The sequence below is a fragment of the Maribacter sp. PR1 genome (assembly GCF_028464145.1).
Taxonomy (GTDB): Bacteria; Bacteroidota; Bacteroidia; order Flavobacteriales; family Flavobacteriaceae; genus Maribacter.
Genome location: NZ_JAQPCG010000004.1, coordinates 384,997 through 402,713, shown reverse-complemented (window position 1 = coordinate 402,713; position 17,717 = coordinate 384,997). Strand labels below are relative to the sequence as shown.

Here is a 17,717-nt window from a genome sequence, read left to right as displayed (position 1 = left end):
AGAAATTATGGCATACGCTAAACCAGCTCATAAGAAAGAATTATTTGGCCACCCCGTGGGTCTTTATATCCTATTTTTTACAGAAATGTGGGAACGTTTTTCCTATTACGGAATGCGAGCTTTATTCACGTTGTTTTTGGTAGCGGAGACTACATCTAGTAATGCGGGATTTGGTTGGACCAATGACGAAGCCTTGGCCCTTTATGGGTGGTATACCATGCTTGTTTACGTATCTTCCATTCCCGGTGGGTGGATTGCCGATAGGCTTTTGGGGCAGAAAAAAACAGTAATGTTAGGGGGAGCCCTATTATGTATTGGGCATGCAGTGCTTGCATTGAACTCCGAAACCACATTTTATATAGGTTGTCTATTTATTATTCTAGGTGTGGGCTGTTTAAAACCCAATATATCTTCTATGGTGGGCGGTCTATATAAAGCTAAGGATGAACGTAGAGATCTTGGCTTTTACATTTTTTATATGGGAATCAATATCGGAGGCTTTTTAGCCCCTATTTTATGTGGATATGTTGGAGAGAACATCAACTGGCACTATGGGTTTGGTTTGGCTGCCATCGGAATGTTTTTGGGTCAGGCCGTTTATATATGGGGACAAAAGTATTTGAAAAATGTGGGTAATCTTATTAGTAGAAAAAACGAGAAGGATAGGGAAATTTTAGATAGGCCACTTACAAAAATTGAGAAAGACCGTATTAAGGTTCTATTGATTTCATTTTTACTGATTATTCTTTTCTGGGCTGCATTTGAACAGGCTGGAGGACTTATGAATCTATACGCTTCACAAAAGACGGACCGTAACTTTTTTGGTTTGTTTGAAATACCTGCCTCTGTTTTTCAATCCGTGAATTCATTTTTTATTATAACCCTAGCAACAGCAGTCGGCGCTTTTTGGCTGAAATGGCGTAAAAAGGGAAAGGAGTCATCCTCTATGTTTAAGATTGCGGTGGGGTTAATTATTATGGCCTTAGGTTTTGGTTTTATGAGTGCGGCATCTCTGGAATATGAGGCCAATGGTTCTTCTGCAATGTATTGGTTGATATTGGCATATTTATTACATACTATCGGGGAATTATGTGCATCTCCAGTTTCCCTATCCTACATCACTAAATTGGCACCTTTAAAATATGCCTCAATTATCATGGGACTCTATTGGGCTGCAACGGGCCTAGGTAACAAGGTAGCAGGATTAATAGGTCAAGCCTCACAAGAGTTAGGTGAATTTGAGATTTTTACGGGTATAGCAGTGATATGGTCCCTGATAGGTGTACTGGTAATTTTAATGCTAAAACCTCTCAAGCGATTGGCACATGGTGCGGAAGACGGAGAATCTAAAATCTCTGATGAGGAGGCCGAGGATTTTGAACTTGCCAATCATTAAATAAGCTTATTTCAGTTGATAAAACCCCATTTCACCGGTATAGTGAAATGGGATTTTGTATTTAGAACAGGTAATTTTCCATCTTTCTACATAACTCGAATAATTACTGCCATCTGCTATAATTTTCTTTGGCTTATTCTTATTAATTAAACGTTCAAGATTTATTTTAGGGGATTGGGTCAGTAAGTAGGTGGTATTGGATTCTGTTTCTATGAATATTCCAGAGCTATCAATTATCTGAAGGTTGAAATTCTCTGCTTTATAACCGTTTTTTATCGGGATATAATGAATTTTATTTATTCGTTCTGCAATGGCATAGTTGTCTACCAAACGTTTGGCGTTTGATGAATCTGTACTTAAAACATTTAGCTCATTACCATTCTTGCTGAGAATAACCGAATTCCTAGTTTGGTGCATAATAATGACCTGAATTTTTTTAAGTGCAGCGTACTCCTCAAAAATGGTATACGTTTGAAAAGTAAAAAGACAGATTAAAAAAGTTATAACGCTCTTAAAATTTAATCGGGTCATGCCGTATACTAAAGTTACTATTACAAGGTACCCCAAAATCAATTGAAGAACATCGAATGAAATGGACTTCAAAATAAAGTCTTCCTGTTCTGCAACCCAGTAAACGATAGTATTCATTAACCCTATCAATTCATTGTAAAACCAAACCAGTTTGTTTGGGACCATATCAAAAAGTGATAGAAAAATAATAAATAGCCCAGTGCCAAGTATTATGGCCAAAGCTGGAACAATAAGTAAGTTGGAGATAAAAAATAAGCCGGGAAATTGATGAAAATAAAACAAGCCAATGGGTAAAACTCCTAGTTGTGCCGCAATACTAACCGATATTAATTGCCAAATATAACGTACCACTTTGTTTTTGGGAAACCAGAATTTCTGTAAAAGGGGATATATCCAGACAATGGCAAACACGGCGGCATAACTCATTTGAAAACCAACTTGAAACAATAGATTGGGATTTATAATAAGTAGTACAAAGAACATAGAGAGTGCCAGAATATTGAAGTTGTTTGTCGGCCTATTTAAGTACATGGCATAGGCAACAAACGTAAACATAGAACAAGCACGAATGATGGAGGGCGATAGGCCGGCAATAAAAGCAAACCCCCAAAGTAAAAGAACGGTTGTAATTAAAATAATCGTCTTGCCGTTTGGCAAAGACTTTAAGGGACGTAGTAGAAACTGAATCAAAAGCAAAAGAATCCCAATATGAAGTCCGGAAACCGCGAGTATATGAACGGCACCTGCATTTATGTAATTGGTATATGTATTTTCGGAAATATTGGAGCGCTCGCCCAATAGTAATGCTTGTATTATCCCCAATTGTTCTTCACCAAATTCCTCTTTCTGTAATTTTTTTATGATGTTACTCCTAATTTCCTGAGCGTAACCCATAATTGTTCGTGGAGCTATAACAAGCTTGAAATAATTAGTGTTAGTCAGTCTTATTTGGTCATAAACACCCAAATACCCCATATATTTTTGATAATCAAATTGGTTTGGGTTTAGCGGTGGTTTTATGGAACTTATTCTTGAATTAAGAAACAACTCATCATCTACACTTAGCAATTTAAAAGTAGAATCTAATTGATGGTTTATAAGTAACTTTCCAGTGGATTTAGTATTATCTACGGATAACACTGAGGCTATATAATTTTGGGAGAATGTATTTGGTTTTAAAACCTCCCTAATTTTTATTTTAAGAATTGGGTTTTGATCTTTAATGAGTTTGCTAAAATGGGTTTCATGATTTTTAGGTTGCGCATAGATACTGACAAAAATCCCGATTGCGATAACGGTAAAGGCAGCTGCGATTCCAAAACTTAGGTTCCCTTGCCTAGTATTTAAAAAATGATATCCCAGTATAATTGTGCAAGAGAGTAAAAATATCAAGGAAAGTTTTAGATCAAAGGGAGCAAAGTAACCTATTAAAATCCCGAGAATAAGAAGTAGCGTAAGCTTAATGGGAACAAACGCCAATAACTTCATGTTAGAGTATTCTGGTAGCTTTTACAAAGGCATGGTTCCAGAAACCTTCTCTTAAGGAGGATACGGTAACGCCTCTGGATGTTGAAGCATGGATAAATTTAATTTCGTCCTTTTCTACCTTGACAACCATACCCACATGGTTGATACGTTTTGAGCCTTTACTGGTTTTAAAAAATAATAAATCACCTTTGGCCACATCCCTAACACGAATTTTTTTACCCCTTTCCGCCATTCGAATAGAGGTTCTGGGCAGGTTAATGTCATGTTCGGCAAACGAAACATACAATAGTCCGGAGCAATCCATTCCTTTTCGAGATGTACCTCCATATTTATAATGTACACCTGAAAATGTCAATGCCGTATTTATGATATAGTCTGCTTTGGAGTCGAATCTGTTGGGTGTTTCTTCGCCAATAGATTCAGGGTGTACTTTCGGTGAATCGCTATTGTTTCCTTTTCGAGCTTCATCTGCTGCAGCTACGGAAACGGTGCGATTTTTTGTAGACCTAGAGTTTTTTTGACTACCACAACTTGCCACCAAAACCAAAAGTAAAATAAAGGATATGTTGCGCATGGATTCCAAGTAGTATCTTTTACTTGAACATCAAAATTATAGAATTATTTTATAATAGACTGATTTATACTACGATTTGGCATTTTCTATTATATATTTTGCAGCTTTTTGGCTTGCGCCTTCACCTCCTAATTTTATTTTTAAAGCCGAGTAATTGTTTAATATTTCAGTCCTTCTTTCGCCCGTTAATATTGCAGCCAATTCTTTTTTAAGCTGGGCCGTGCTCAAGTCGTTTTGGATTAGTTCCTTTACCACTTCCTTATCCATAATTAAGTTTACCAAAGAAATATATTCCAGTGTAATTATTCTTTTTGCTATTTGATAAGAAATCCAATTGGCCTTATAACAAACCACTTGGGGAACACCGAATAGTGCAGTTTCAAGCGTTGCGGTTCCACTGGTAACCAAGGCAGCTGTTGATATAGAGAGCAGGTCGTAGGTTTTGTTCTGGACCACTTTTATATTTTCACCTTTCAGAAAAGGCCGGTAGAATGCTGAGTCCAAACTTGGAGCCCCTGCTATTACAAATTCATATTCGGGAAAGTCTTTGGTCACGGAAAGCATTACGGAAAGCATTTTTTCCACTTCCTGTTTCCTACTTCCAGGCAATAGGGCAATGATAGGTTTTTGTAAATCAATATCGAATGAGGCCCTAAATTTGTGTACGTTCACTTCTTCCCTTTTTGAGATAGCATCGATTAGAGGGTGACCTACGAAGTTTACTGGGTAGTTGTGTTTGCCTTCATAAAAATCCTTTTCGAAAGGAAGAATTACATGCATGGCATCTATATCTCTTTTAATTTTCTCAATCCTACTTTCACGGGATGCCCATATTTGGGGTGAGATATAATAATTGGTTTTATATCCATTTTCCTTGGCCCATTTGGCAATTCTTAAATTAAAACCAGAATAATCTATAAAAACTATAATGTCTGGATTATAACTTTCAATATCCTTCTTGCAAAAATCAATATTTTTAAAAATGGTGTTTAAGTTCATTATCACTTCCAGAAAACCCATGAATGCCATTTCTTTATAGTGCTTTACAAGTTCTGCACCGGCTTGTTCCATTAAATCCCCTCCCCAAGAACGGATTTTAGCTTCTTGGTCTTCAATCTTCAGGGCCTTAATCAGGTTAGAGCCATGGAGGTCCCCTGAAGCCTCGCCTGCAATAATGTAATATTTCATTTTAAAAGACTTTGTAGTAAAGAATTACAAAAGCTGTCAAAATAGTGGCAATTAGAACACCTTTGGCCCGGTTGTCCCTTTTGATCCTTAAAAAACCGAAAAATGCAATTAGATTTAGAACAGCACCCAAAGCTAATAAGCTACCAACATGACCTTGTGCAACGGCAGCGTTATAGGTTTCAAGGATACTTAGGTCGGAAAATAAAATAATGTAGGCCAGAGTTCCAATGGTATTGGCTATTACACCCACCAAAAATCCAATTAAAAGTTCTTTTTTAATATTCATTTTAAGTTCCAATTATTTATATCCTGAATAGCATGATGGGCGGTTAGATCAAATTGGGTAGGTACTATGGAAATGTATCCGTTTGCCAAGGCCCATTCATCTGTATCCTCTCCTTTATCGAGAAGCTCAAATTCACCGGTAAGCCAATAATAATCTTTACCCATGGGATTGGTACGCTTATCAAATTTTTCCTTCCAATTGGCTTTAGCCTGCCTGCAAACTTTTATGCCTTTTAACTCTTGCTGAGGAAGTTTGGGGATGTTTACATTCAACACCACTCCTTTTGGAATTCCACACTGTAGCGCCTCCCTTACTATATTTTTTATAAAATTTTCAGCGGGTGAGAAATCAGCTTCCCAGTTATAATCGCACAGTGAAAAACCTATGGCAGGAACTCCTTCGATACCTGCTTCTATGGCGGCACTCATAGTACCGGAATATATCACATTAATAGAGGAGTTTGATCCATGATTGATACCACTGACACAGATATCCGGCTTTCTTTCCAATAACTCTTGCAATCCTAATTTTACACAATCCGCAGGCGTACCGCTACAGCTATATTCTTCGGTACCGGTATGACTTAGGTCTACTTGCATTTTTTTGGAATACAAGGTGCTGTCCAAGGTAATGGCATGCCCCATACCGGATTGAGGACTGTCCGGAGCAACGACAACTACATCACCGATTTCCTTCATATAGGAGACCAATGCGCGGAGCCCCGGAGCGGTAATTCCATCATCGTTGGTGACCAATATCAAAGGTTTTCCCATACTGTATACTTTCTGGAGTAAAAATACGTTTTTAAATAGGATTTGTCGAGGAGGCCGTTTAACAAAAAATTAATTCTCCGTCTCTTAATTGGCATGGTTTTTTCTTTATCTTAGGGGATTTCGACGTAGATGTCGTTTATATAATCCTCAAATTCAAAGGTTTTGAAAAATAGATTTAAAAATATATTTATGAAAAGAAATTTAGCCTACGTTTTAACGGTGTTGCTGGTTGCAGTTGCCTCCTGTAGTTTCACCAATAAGTCTTTTGACAATGATGACAAGGATAAATTGTTGTTGGATTTAATAACCTATGTCTTGGAGAAGGGTCATTATGAGCCCAAAGACATTGACGATGATTTTTCTGTTAGTGTTTTTGAAGATTTTATTGATGTGCTAGATCCAACAAAACGATATTTTTTAGCATCTGATATCGCGGATTTTGAACAGTACAAATTTCAAATAGACGATCAAATAAAGAATACGGATATATCCTTTTTCAATTTGGTTTATGATAGGTTAATGCAAAGAATGGGGGATGCTAAAGAGATTTACAAGGAGGTTTTGCAAAAACCATTTGATTACACGGAGAACGAAAGTATAAGCATAAAGTACGAAGAGGAGCCTTTCGCTTCAAATAAGAATGAGTTGTCGGAACGTTGGAGAAAGCAACTGAAATATGCTACTTTAGGAACTTATGATTCTAAAATTTCTCATGCTGAGAAGGCTATGGACGATGCTATTACTGATGATCATGATCATGCTGCACATACACCCGAAGAAGCGGAGATAGAAGCAAGGGAATCAACGGAATCTACTTTAGACGAGTTTTTTGATTTTGTAGATGATTTGGATCGTAAGGATTGGTTTGTACAATATATCAATACCATAGTGGATGAATTTGATCCACATACTTTTTACTTTGCTCCTGATGAAAAGGAAAAGTTCGACATGAATATGTCCGGTAAGTTTGAGGGTATAGGCGCCAGACTTCAGAAAAAACCTGAAGGGGCAAAAATTGTAGAAATTATTTCAGGTGGGCCTGTATGGAGAGACCAGCGTTTGGAAGTTGGTGATCAAATTTTGAAAGTAGGTCAAAATGATGAAGAACCCATCAATATTGTTGGTATGCGTTTGGACGATGCCATTAAATTAATAAAGGGTCCTCAAGGAACTGTGGTAAACTTAACGGTTAGAAAGGTAGATGGTTCCCTAGAGGAGATATCATTGACAAGGGATGTAGTGGAGTTAGAGGAATCCTATGCCAAATCCGCCAATATCATTAAAGGAGACGAAAAGTTTGGAATTATCAATCTTCCTAAATTTTATGTTGATTTTGAAGACTATAATGAAAGAAATGCTGCAACTGATGTTGCTCAAGAAGTTGAGCGTTTAAAAGGAGAAGGAATAGAAGGTCTTATTTTGGACTTAAGGGACAATGGAGGCGGATCTTTAAAGACGGTGGTAGAAATGGCAGGTCTTTTTATTAAAGATGGTCCTATTGTTCAAGTAAGGTCTGGTAATAAAGAAAAGGATGTTTATGATGATAAGGATGAAAGAATTCAGTGGGATGGACCATTAGTGATTCTTGTAAACGAACTTTCAGCATCGGCTTCTGAAATTTTGGCAGCAGCGATGCAGGATTATAAAAGAGCCATTGTAATCGGAAGTAAGCAAACATTTGGTAAGGGTACTGTTCAAAATGTAATCCCATTATCCAATATCGTACGCAGTAATGAACATGGTGATTTAGGCGCCATAAAATTAACTACACAGAAATTTTATAGGATTAATGGTGGATCCACACAGTTAGAAGGTGTAAAAAGTGATGTAGTCGTACCAGATAGATATAGTTATATAGATCTTGGAGAGCGAGACCAATCCAATCCATTAAAATGGGATAAGATTACACCGGCTGATTATGAACCATGGGATGGTTACTTGGATTATGATAGAACCGTTGAAAAGAGTAAGAAGAGAATGGCAAGTAATTCCCAAATTAAACTAATAGAGGAAAATGCAAAATGGTTGAAATCTGAGCAAGACGAAACTGAAATTTCCCTTAATTATGTTACTTACAAAGAAGAAAAAGATAAGGACAAGGAACAATCGGACTATTTTAAAAATCTTTCAAATTACGATTCCAAATTGACCTTTGAATCATTGAAATATGAACAAGAATTATTTACTCAAGATTCTGTGTTAAGGGAAAAGAGAGATCGTTGGCATAAAAATCTTGCTAAAGATGTTTACGTGGAAGAAGCGGTTAATGTCCTAGAGGATTTAAAAATGAATAATCTAAAAAACATAAAATTAGCGAGCAGTGTAAAGAACTAGTTTGTAAATTAATAAAAAAGCCCCTTTATTTAAAGGGGCTTTTTTATTTTACCTTTTCCGCGTATAGTTTTCTCAACTTTGCCAGTTTGGGATTGATAACCACTTGACAATAGCCTTGACTTTTATTGTTTTTGTAATAATCTTGATGGTCTTCCTCCGCTTCATAGAAAACACCCAACGGACTCAGTTCAGTAGTTATCGGCGCTTTATAAAGGGGCGTAATGTCATTCAGCACATTTTTCGCTATTTCTTTTTGAACCTCATTTTTATAGTAAATAACAGATCGGTACTGAGTACCAACATCAGCTCCTTGTCTATTTAAGGTTGTAGGATCATGAGTGGTCATGAAAATTTGCAATATTTCGTATAACGTAATTACAGCCATATCAAAAGTCACCTGTACAACTTCTGCATGACCTGTGAGTCCGGAACATATTTCCCTATAAGTTGGTTTACCGGGAGCCGAGCCGCCCGTATAGCCTGAAACTACAGAGGTTACCCCTTTGAGTTCCTGAAATACTGCTTCGGTGCACCAAAAACAGCCACCTCCTAAGGTTATAGTTTCTAATTTTGGTTTATTCATTTGTTTTCTCCTTTATCATTCTCATAGATTCAGAATTGATACAGTAACGTAATCCGCTGGGGGGTGGACCATCGGGGAAGACATGTCCTAAATGGGCATCGCAAGTATTGCACTGCACCTCTACCCGAATCATTCCAAATGAGGAATCCTTTATATATTTGATTGTGTTATCTTTTATTGGTTGCGTAAAACTTGGCCAGCCGGTACCAGATTCAAATTTTATGCTTGAATCGAACAAAGGGGTTCCGCAACAAACACATTCATATTTTCCAGCGTCATGTACACTACATAATGCTCCAGTATGTGGAGCCTCGGTTCCTTTTTCCCTGGTAATTCTATACTGTTCAGGTGTTAATGTTTTCTTCCATTCTTCCTCGGTTTTTTCCACCCTTTTTTCAGGAATAGGGTTTCCGTTTACTGAGTAATGGATAACATCTTTCCAAGTTAAAGCCATATATTTTCGTTTCTTTTTTATTGTGTTTTGATCTATGCCATAAGTCGGTCGATTTATTAAAATCTTACAAAATTCAACTAACTTTGAGAGATGGCCAGATATAGTAAAAATAAGACTATTTACTCCATTTTAATAGTACTATGTATCGTTGGTTTTTGGATTTTTGAAAACTTTTATACACCGAGTAGCTATTCCAAAAGCGTTGAAGGGAATGATATAAGCTCTTTTCCAGAAGTATATCTCCCGAGCTCAACAACGGGCGACATAGTTCACCATTCCTATTATTCGTTATCCTACAATGAACCGTTTGAACAAGCGGAATGGGTAGCGTATATTTTAGATAGGGAACACCTGACCTATGATGACCGAACTAGACCCTACTTTATAGAAGATCCATGGGTAAAGTCTAAATCCGCGGATTGGAGAAATTACAGGGGTTCTGGATATGATAGGGGACATTTGTGCCCTGCTGGGGATCGGAGATTTTCAGAGCAGGCTTATAATGAAACTTTTTACACAAGCAACATTAGTCCGCAGGATAGGGGTTTTAATTCTGGAATTTGGAATAGATTGGAAATTCATGTGAGGCAATGGGCCAAAAGGTATGGAAGGCTCAATGTTATTACAGGTGGTGTATTGGAGGCTGGTTTGGTGGAAATAGGGCATGAAGATGTGGATGTTCCAGCGTATTTCTATAAGATTATTGCTCGTAAGGATGAAGGGAAACTTAGGATAATTGGATTTCTGTTGCCCGGAAAGGAACAAAGTGTTCCCTTTCAAAACTTTGCCGTTTCCATAGATAGTATAGAAAAATATACCGGTATCGACTTTTTTCCGCAACTCGATGAGAAAATTGAAAGAGGTTTAGAACGCACGGTTGATTTGGAAAACTGGAGTTTTTAAAAGCTTTCCTTTAGCCTATTGGTGTCCAATTTTAAGAATACAAAAAGAAGAATAGTGAAAAAAAGTAATCCTGAGCCTCCATAACTGAAAAAAGGAAGAGGAATACCAATGGTTGGCAAAATACCGATGACCATACCTATATTTATGAAATAGTGTATTAATAATATAGAGATTACGCCATAACCATACATTCTTGCAAAATCGTTTTTCTGTCGTTCTGCAAGAAAAATCAATCTTAGAAAAAGAATGGAAAAAAGAACGATTACTGTTGCCGTACCTATAAAACCCCATTCTTCGCCAATAGTCGTAAAAATATAATCCGTATCCTGTTCTGGTACAAAATCCCCTTTCGTTCTGGTACCCTCAAGGAATCCTTTCCCAAAAAAACCTCCAGATTCAATAGCTTTTTCAGATTGATAAGAATTGTAACCAATAGTTTTTCGAATCTGTTCCAATTTGGCTGGGTCTTTTTCCAAACGTAACCATAGGCTAAATCTGTCCCTATGCCTTTGCTCAAAAACATTGTTGAAAACAAAGTTCACGGATAATGAAAATAGAACAATGGCGATTGAACCTATGACCAAGGGAATTATTGGGACCCTAAAAGATTTTCTTTTTAGGAGAAAGAACAATATGATGAACAAAACAAGACCTATGACTAACCAAATAGTCCCGAACATGAGCGTCGTTATAAAAATTAGTATCAAGGTAAGTCCGATTCCCAAGTAATATAATGGCAAGCCCTCTCTGAAGATTACAAAAACCAAGGCAAAGAAAACCAAGGCACTTCCAGGGTCTGGTTGGGGAACTATGAGAATTGCAGGTATAAGAATGATTAACAAGGCATATAATTGATCCTTTCTACGCCGGAGGTCTGTTTGTATATCACTCAAATATTTGGCCAGTGCCAATGCAGTCGCCACTTTTGCCAACTCGGAAGGTTGCAGGTTAAAGAAGCCTAAATCATACCAAGATGTGGCCCCAGCAATTGTTTTGCCAAATATAAAAAGTCCCAAAAGGGAAATCATGGAAATAAGATAGAATAGACTTGCGAAGCGTTCATAGAAATTTACCTCTAAGGCAAGAATTATAATTATAGTAACGAAACTGACAATGATAAAGAATAGCTGCTTTCCAGAACGGGTCCCAAAATCTAAGAGTGAAGTCTGTTCCTCGGTAAAAGTACTGGAGTAGATATTGATCCACCCAATGAAAACAAGTGCCAAATAGATAAGAATCGAAAGCCAATCTATTCTTCTTAGAACCTTACCAAACACGTTCGTTTATTTTAAATTCCTCACCACTATATGGTTTGGCGTATTCGTGCTCCAAGGTTTTTTCCAGCATTTTTTTCTCCAGGTCCTTTCTTGAGATTTCTCCCTTTAAATATTTTTCTATCATTAAAGTGGCGATATGACCTGCGTATCTAGATCCAAAGTAGCCATTTTCAATATAAACGGCTATTGCTATTTTTGGGTCATCGACTGGGGCAAAAGCAACGAAAACGGAGTGATCGGTAAGTTGTGTTCTTACTCCGTCAATTTTAGTAAAGTTTTCCGCCGTACCGGTTTTACCTGCAATTTCAATACCAGGGACTTGGAGCCAGTATGCCGTACCTCCTTTTTTTCTATATACATCGGCCATTCCCTGTACCACAGGTTCAAAATATTTTGAATCTATAGTGGTATGTTTGGCTTCTGTGAATTTAGGATTGGTGATATCCTGGCCCTCAATTTTCTTAAGGATATGGGGCGTGAAATAATGGCCTCTGTTGGCAATGGCAGCCGTCATATTTGCAAGTTGTACAGGAGTTGCCAAAATCTCTCCTTGTCCTATCGCATTTGAAATAATAAAGGACGAACTCCACCTATTGTCTCCATACCATTTATCATAATATTCCTTACTGGGAATTCTTCCTTTTTGTCCGAACGGTAAATCGTACCCAAGATAATCGCCAAGTCCAAAACTTTTCATATGCCCTTCCCAAACATCCATGGCATCATCCGTAGTGTCGAATTTTTCAAAAATTTTACGAAAAGCCCCAGCAAAATAGGCATTACAAGACTGGAATATACCGCTGTTCAGGTTACGAAGTCCACCACCACAATGACAGCCTCTTTTTTTTCTACCCACATAAAATCCATGGTAACACCTTATGGTGGTAGATTCGTCCAAGACCCCTTCTTGCAATGCGATAAGGGCGTTTAAAGTTTTAAATGGAGACCCTGGAGGCTGTTGGGCATGTATTGATCTATCCCATGTAGGATTCGCTATGGTGTCGTTATATAATTCCGTGTAGTTTTTAGATCGTTGTCTGCCTACCAGAAGGGAAGGGTCATAGGTTGGACCCGATATCATACTCAAAATTTCACCTGTAGCAGGTTCCAAGGCAACAATACCTCCTCTTTTGCCTACCATTAATTTTTCACCGTATTCTTGAAGGATTTTATCCAAGGTAATGCTTATTTGTTTTCCCTGTTCCGGAAGTGTATCCAAAGTTCCGTTTTTGTAAGGTCCTAAATCCCTATTAAAACGATCTTTCTGAATATATTCCACTCCTTTTCTACCCCTTAATAGATCTTCATAATATCTTTCGACCCCTGTTCTACCTTTTAGTTCCCCTTGTATATAATATTTATTTTTTGCCAAGTCTCCCTCATTAACTTCACTTATATATCCCAAGACGTTAGCTGCACTTGGTGTATCATAATATCTTAATGAGCGTTTCTGAATATAAAATCCAGTATATTTTCTCATTTTCTCTTGTAACTTGGCATAATCCTCTTTGGAAAGCTGGGGTACCAATACTGAAGGTAATCTGGGAGAATAGACTTGGGCTTTTCTCAATTTTTCGACAAACTTTTCTTTGTCAATGCCCAACATACTGCAAAATTCGAGTGTATCCAATGGTTTTACTTCTCTTGGGATAACCATTACATCGTATGCCGGGTCGTTTCCTACCAAAAGATGTCCGTTTCGGTCATAAATGTAACCTCTTTCAGGATACGTATATACTCTTTTTATACTAGGGTCTTCAATAACTTGGTCTGGAGAAAAACTGAAAATCTGTAAGTAGGACAACCTACTTAGAAAAGTAAGGCCTATAACAATGATTATCGATGATAGTAGAATTTTTCTCATTCTTTTTTAGTACTGAATAACGAACTTAACAATAAACATAAAATTATTGATGAAACCCCTATCGTTATACTTTTTTGAATGATTAGCAGAATGTTGGCAAAACTGAAAATCTCTAAAGTAAAGTATATAACATGATGGATTACAATTAATAACGCTAAAAATGTGAATTGTTGTGCCCTGGTAGAGCTATTTAACTTAAAGCTTTGAAACTCATAATTTACTCCAAAAACGAATCTCATTATTGAGGGCCTTAAATAGGCGATAGATACGGTTGCGGCGGTATTTATAGCCAATGTGTCAGAAAAAATATCAATTAAAAGGCCAAGTAGAAAACATATGAGAATAAAGTTGGTTCTGTTTTTTTTAATTGGATACCAGTAAAGAAATAAAACGTACACCATTGGGTTAATAAAACCAAAAAAATTTAGCCTATTAAATACAAGTATTTGCACTAGTATTAAAAGAACAAACCTAATTAAGTTTATAAAAAAGGTGTTATTGATCATTTATTTCTGTTTCCTCCTGTAACTCTATTATTTCCTCCCGATTTAGGTTTTTTATAATGTATACACTTTCAATATTGGTCATATCATTAAATAGGTCTACATCGATATAATAAAAACTTCGAGATGTGTCCAAATCAAATTTTTTAATGGTCCCAATGGGAACATTCTCTGGGAATATACTGCTCATTGCACCCGTTACTATGGTGTCACCAATGGTAAGTTCCACTAACCTTGGTATATCTACTAATTGCACGGTATTATAATCTTCCGTATTCCAAATCAAGGAACCAAAATGATTCGAGTTTTTTATTTTTGCGTTGATGTTAGATTTTTCATTTAAAATACTTTGCACCGTAGAAAAGCCATTGGAAGTGTTTTCTACGATACCAAGAATTCCTTTAGAGGTAATTACACCCATATCCTGCTCTACGCTATCCGTTTTTCCTTTATTGATGGTAATATAGTTGCGTTGGTCTGAATAACTGTTTTTTATGACCCTGCCCCTTACAACAAGGTAATTGTTTTCTAAAGAGTCTAGGGGCTGTATAGTATCCGTGTTTTTGTTGTAGAGTTGATATCTAAGCCTTTGGTTTTCCCTAAGCAATTTTCGATTCTCCTCCTTTAAACCGAAATAGGAAGTAGTATTATCAAAAAACTCGTAGATGTTTCCGGAAAAATAATTAGCGGAATTCAGAAACCTGGACTGATGGTAAGAGTGTGACTGAAAAGTAAAAATAAGAGAGATGAGCAGTAAGAAAAGGTAAAGCAAAAAGATTTTGTATCTAATCAGAAAATTTATAATCTGTTGCATTCACTTCTACATTTTCATTTCAAGGAATTGGATAAAATCTTACTTTATGAGAATACTTTTATACCTTTCTAAGTTCTTTAATGCGATTCCCGTTCCACGTACAACAGCACGCAGGGGGTCTTCGGCAATGTAAACCGGTAAATCTGTCTTTTGGGAGAGCCTTCTATCCAACCCTCGTAACATGGACCCACCACCTGCTAAATAAATACCCGTGTTGTAGATATCGGCAGCCAATTCAGGAGGGGTTTGCGAAAGTGTTTCCATTACGGCATCTTCAACCCTAAGAATAGATTTATCCAAGGCTTTTGCAATCTCACGATAGGAAATTTGTACCTGTTTTGGTTTTCCCGTCAACAAATCCCGACCTTGTACTGATTTTTCTTCAGGAGGTGACTGTAAGTCTTCGGTAGCCGAGCCGATTTCGATTTTAATGGCTTCAGCTGTACTCTCCCCAACATATAGATTATGCTGGGTACGCATATAATAAATGATATCGTTTGTAAATACGTCACCGGCTATCTTTACCGATTTGTCACAAACAATTCCACCAAGGGCTATTACAGCAATCTCAGTAGTACCACCACCTATGTCGACAATCATATTTCCTTTGGGCTGCATAATGTCCAAACCAATACCAATAGCTGCTGCCATGGGCTCGTGGATTAAGTATACTTCTTTTCCATTTACCCTTTCAGCGGATTCCTTAACGGCACGCATTTCCACTTCTGTAATTCCGGATGGAATACAAATAACCATTCTCAATGCCGGGGGAAACCATTTTTTCTTAAGGGCAGGAATGTTCTTTATGAACATGTTGATCATCTTTTCAGATGCATCAAAATCTGCGATTACACCATCCTTTAATGGTCTAATGGTTTTTATATTCTCATGGGTCTTTCCTTGCATCATGTTGGCTTCCTTTCCAACTGCAATGATTTTACCACTAACTCTATCCCTAGCAACGATAGATGGACTGTCTACAACGACTTTGTCCATGTGGATAATTAAGGTGTTAGCCGTACCTAAGTCTATGGCTATTTCCTCGGTCAAGAAATCAAAAAATCCCATATGATAGTATTTGGTTATGGATTAGGGGGTGCAATACGTCGACAAAAGTAGTAAATTTAATGCTTAAAATGACGTGTGCCAGTCATCACCATAGAAATATCATTTTCATTGCAATAATCTATGCTTAACTGATCTTTAATTGATCCTCCTGGTTGTATGACACTGGTAATACCCGCTTTATCCGCAATTTCTACACAATCTGGAAATGGGAAAAACGCATCACTGGCCATAACCGCACCATTTAAATCGAAATTAAAGGACTTTGCCTTGTGAATTGCTTGGTTAAGTGCATCAACCCTAGAAGTTTGTCCCGTTCCGCTAGCACATAATTGTTTGTTTTTTACCAAGACAATGGTGTTGGATTTTGTGTGTTTGCAGAGTTTGGAGGCAAATAATAAGTCTTCCAATTCCTTTTCACTGGGTTTGGTGTTCGTTGCATGGTTGACATCGGCAGAAGTGTCCGTTTTGTGGTCTTTTTCTTGAAGTAAAACCCCGTTTAAACATGTTCTTAACAGCATTTCGGGCATTTCAACTTCATTTTGGGTCAAGATAATCCTGTTCTTTTTTCCTTTTAATATTTCCAAGGCCTCTTCAGAATAGTTAGGTGCTATGACCACTTCGCAGAACAATTTATGTATCTCTTCGGCTGTAGCTTTGTCTATTTCTTTGTTGCTAATGAGAACCCCTCCAAAAGCGGAAACAGGATCTCCCGCCAATGCATCAATATATGCTTGGTGTAAGGTGTTTCGTTGTGCAAGTCCACAAGCGTTATTATGTTTTAAAATTGCAAATGTTGGAGCATCGTTTTTGAATTCCAGCATTAAGTTTACGGCAGCATCTACATCCAACAAGTTATTGTACGATAGTTCCTTGCCGTGCAATTTTGAGAACATGGCGTCAAAATCACCAAAGAAAAATCCCTTCTGGTGCGGATTTTCACCATAACGCAATACTTTCCCCTGAGTTTCACTAACCTTCAAGGCCGCAATGTCATGATTTTTATTGAAATAGTTGAAAATAGCGGAATCATAATGCGAAGACACATTGAATGATTTTGTCGCAAATCTCTTTCTATCTTCCAAGGTGGTTTCGCCTTCATTTTTGGATATTATTTCCAAAAATTCGGCATAGTCCTCCATTGAGGAAACGCACATTACATCTTTAAAATTCTTTGCTGCTGCTCGTATCAGTGAAATCCCCCCGATATCAATTTTCTCAATAATATCTTGTTCCGAAGCTCCACTTGCCACTGTTTTCTCAAAAGGATATAAATCTACGATTACAATATCGAGTTGAGGGATGTCAAACTCCTCTAGTTGGGAAACGTCATCTTCATTGTCCTGCCTATTTAGAATTCCTCCAAAAACTTTTGGATGTAAAGTTTTTACCCTTCCCCCTAAAATTGAAGGGTAACTGGTTACATCTTCAACAGGAATCACTTCTATCCCCAAGTCCTTTATGAATTTCTCCGTACCTCCGGTAGAGTAAATGGTAATGCCAAGTTCTTCAAATTTCTTAACAATAGGTTCTAATCCATCCTTATGGAATACGGAAATAAGGGCCGAGGAGGCTTTTTTTGAGCTGCTCATTTTAGGGTACTTAAAGTTTACGATTAAACGAACAAAAGTACTTTTTTTAAGAGTAAAAATGGGTTGAGTTTATCAACAAAAAAGCTAAAGTT

15 protein-coding genes are annotated in these 17,717 nt (G+C 37.3%); 3 read left to right on the top strand and 12 right to left on the bottom strand.

All coding sequences use genetic code 11. From position 1 onward, the window contains the following. Positions 1-7: 7 nt before the first annotated feature. The gene (locus PP182_RS10780) at positions 8-1,396 is read left to right on the top strand and encodes a peptide MFS transporter (protein ID WP_272651254.1); all 1,389 of its coding nucleotides are present in this window, start codon (positions 8-10) and stop codon (positions 1,394-1,396) included. 6 nt (positions 1,397-1,402) lie between these two features. Here PP182_RS10780 and PP182_RS10775 read toward each other — a convergent pair whose 3' ends face one another. The 5 genes from PP182_RS10775 to surE form a co-directional block, all read right to left on the bottom strand. Beyond that, complete coding sequence (locus tag PP182_RS10775) at positions 1,403-3,415, bottom strand: ComEC/Rec2 family competence protein (RefSeq protein ID WP_272651253.1); 2,013 nt, start codon at positions 3,413-3,415, stop codon at positions 1,403-1,405. Position 3,416: 1 nt separating this feature from the next. Continuing rightward, positions 3,417-3,989, bottom strand: a complete 573-nt coding sequence (locus PP182_RS10770) for a C40 family peptidase (RefSeq protein ID WP_272651252.1) — start codon at positions 3,987-3,989, stop codon at positions 3,417-3,419. A gap of 69 nt (positions 3,990-4,058) precedes the next feature. Next, positions 4,059-5,177 carry a lipid-A-disaccharide synthase gene (lpxB, locus tag PP182_RS10765; RefSeq protein WP_272651251.1) on the bottom strand — a complete coding sequence of 373 codons (1,119 nt, stop codon included), beginning with the start codon at positions 5,175-5,177 and terminating at the stop codon, positions 4,059-4,061. A gap of 1 nt (position 5,178) precedes the next feature. Beyond that, positions 5,179-5,463 carry a hypothetical protein gene (locus PP182_RS10760; RefSeq protein WP_272651250.1) on the bottom strand — a complete coding sequence of 95 codons (285 nt, stop codon included), beginning with the start codon at positions 5,461-5,463 and terminating at the stop codon, positions 5,179-5,181. Further along, positions 5,460-6,236 (bottom strand): 5'/3'-nucleotidase SurE, encoded by a 777-nt coding sequence (gene surE, locus PP182_RS10755; RefSeq protein WP_272651249.1) that lies wholly within the window; start codon positions 6,234-6,236, stop codon positions 5,460-5,462. Before surE ends, PP182_RS10760 begins: the two co-directional genes overlap by 4 nt. A 189-nt stretch (positions 6,237-6,425) precedes the next feature. Here surE and PP182_RS10750 point away from each other — a divergent pair, with 189 nt between their 5' ends. Beyond that, positions 6,426-8,570, top strand: coding sequence for a carboxy terminal-processing peptidase (locus PP182_RS10750; protein WP_272651248.1), 2,145 nt, complete (start codon positions 6,426-6,428; stop codon positions 8,568-8,570). Between the two features lie 43 nt (positions 8,571-8,613). On the opposite strand, the gene msrA is transcribed toward PP182_RS10750, so the two are convergent. Both msrA and msrB read right to left on the bottom strand, forming a co-directional pair. Further along, a complete protein-coding gene (gene msrA / locus PP182_RS10745) occupies positions 8,614-9,153 on the bottom strand; it encodes a peptide-methionine (S)-S-oxide reductase MsrA (RefSeq protein WP_272651247.1) in 540 nt (179 codons plus the stop codon). Beyond that, the gene (msrB, locus tag PP182_RS10740) at positions 9,146-9,607 is read right to left on the bottom strand and encodes a peptide-methionine (R)-S-oxide reductase MsrB (protein ID WP_272651246.1); all 462 of its coding nucleotides are present in this window, start codon (positions 9,605-9,607) and stop codon (positions 9,146-9,148) included. The genes msrA and msrB overlap by 8 nt, the downstream gene beginning before the upstream one ends. A gap of 90 nt (positions 9,608-9,697) precedes the next feature. Here msrB and PP182_RS10735 point away from each other — a divergent pair, with 90 nt between their 5' ends. Beyond that, on the top strand, positions 9,698-10,510 hold the full coding sequence (locus PP182_RS10735) for a DNA/RNA non-specific endonuclease (RefSeq protein WP_272651245.1): 813 nt from the start codon (positions 9,698-9,700) through the stop codon (positions 10,508-10,510). On the opposite strand, the gene rodA is transcribed toward PP182_RS10735, so the two are convergent. The 5 genes from rodA to purH form a co-directional block, all read right to left on the bottom strand. Then, positions 10,507-11,787, bottom strand: coding sequence for a rod shape-determining protein RodA (rodA, locus tag PP182_RS10730; protein WP_272651244.1), 1,281 nt, complete (start codon positions 11,785-11,787; stop codon positions 10,507-10,509). The two genes, PP182_RS10735 and rodA, sit on opposite strands and share 4 nt — an antisense overlap. After that, positions 11,777-13,651: a penicillin-binding protein 2 gene (gene mrdA / locus PP182_RS10725; RefSeq protein WP_272651243.1), complete on the bottom strand. Its 1,875-nt coding sequence runs from the start codon at positions 13,649-13,651 to the stop codon at positions 11,777-11,779. The genes rodA and mrdA overlap by 11 nt, the downstream gene beginning before the upstream one ends. A gap of 495 nt (positions 13,652-14,146) precedes the next feature. After that, on the bottom strand, positions 14,147-14,968 hold the full coding sequence (gene mreC, locus PP182_RS10715) for a rod shape-determining protein MreC (protein WP_272651241.1): 822 nt from the start codon (positions 14,966-14,968) through the stop codon (positions 14,147-14,149). Between the two features lie 39 nt (positions 14,969-15,007). Then, positions 15,008-16,036 carry a rod shape-determining protein gene (locus PP182_RS10710; protein WP_094997287.1) on the bottom strand — a complete coding sequence of 343 codons (1,029 nt, stop codon included), beginning with the start codon at positions 16,034-16,036 and terminating at the stop codon, positions 15,008-15,010. A gap of 56 nt (positions 16,037-16,092) precedes the next feature. After that, on the bottom strand, positions 16,093-17,625 hold the full coding sequence (gene purH, locus PP182_RS10705) for a bifunctional phosphoribosylaminoimidazolecarboxamide formyltransferase/IMP cyclohydrolase (RefSeq protein WP_272651240.1): 1,533 nt from the start codon (positions 17,623-17,625) through the stop codon (positions 16,093-16,095). Between the last annotated feature and the right edge of the window lie 92 nt (positions 17,626-17,717).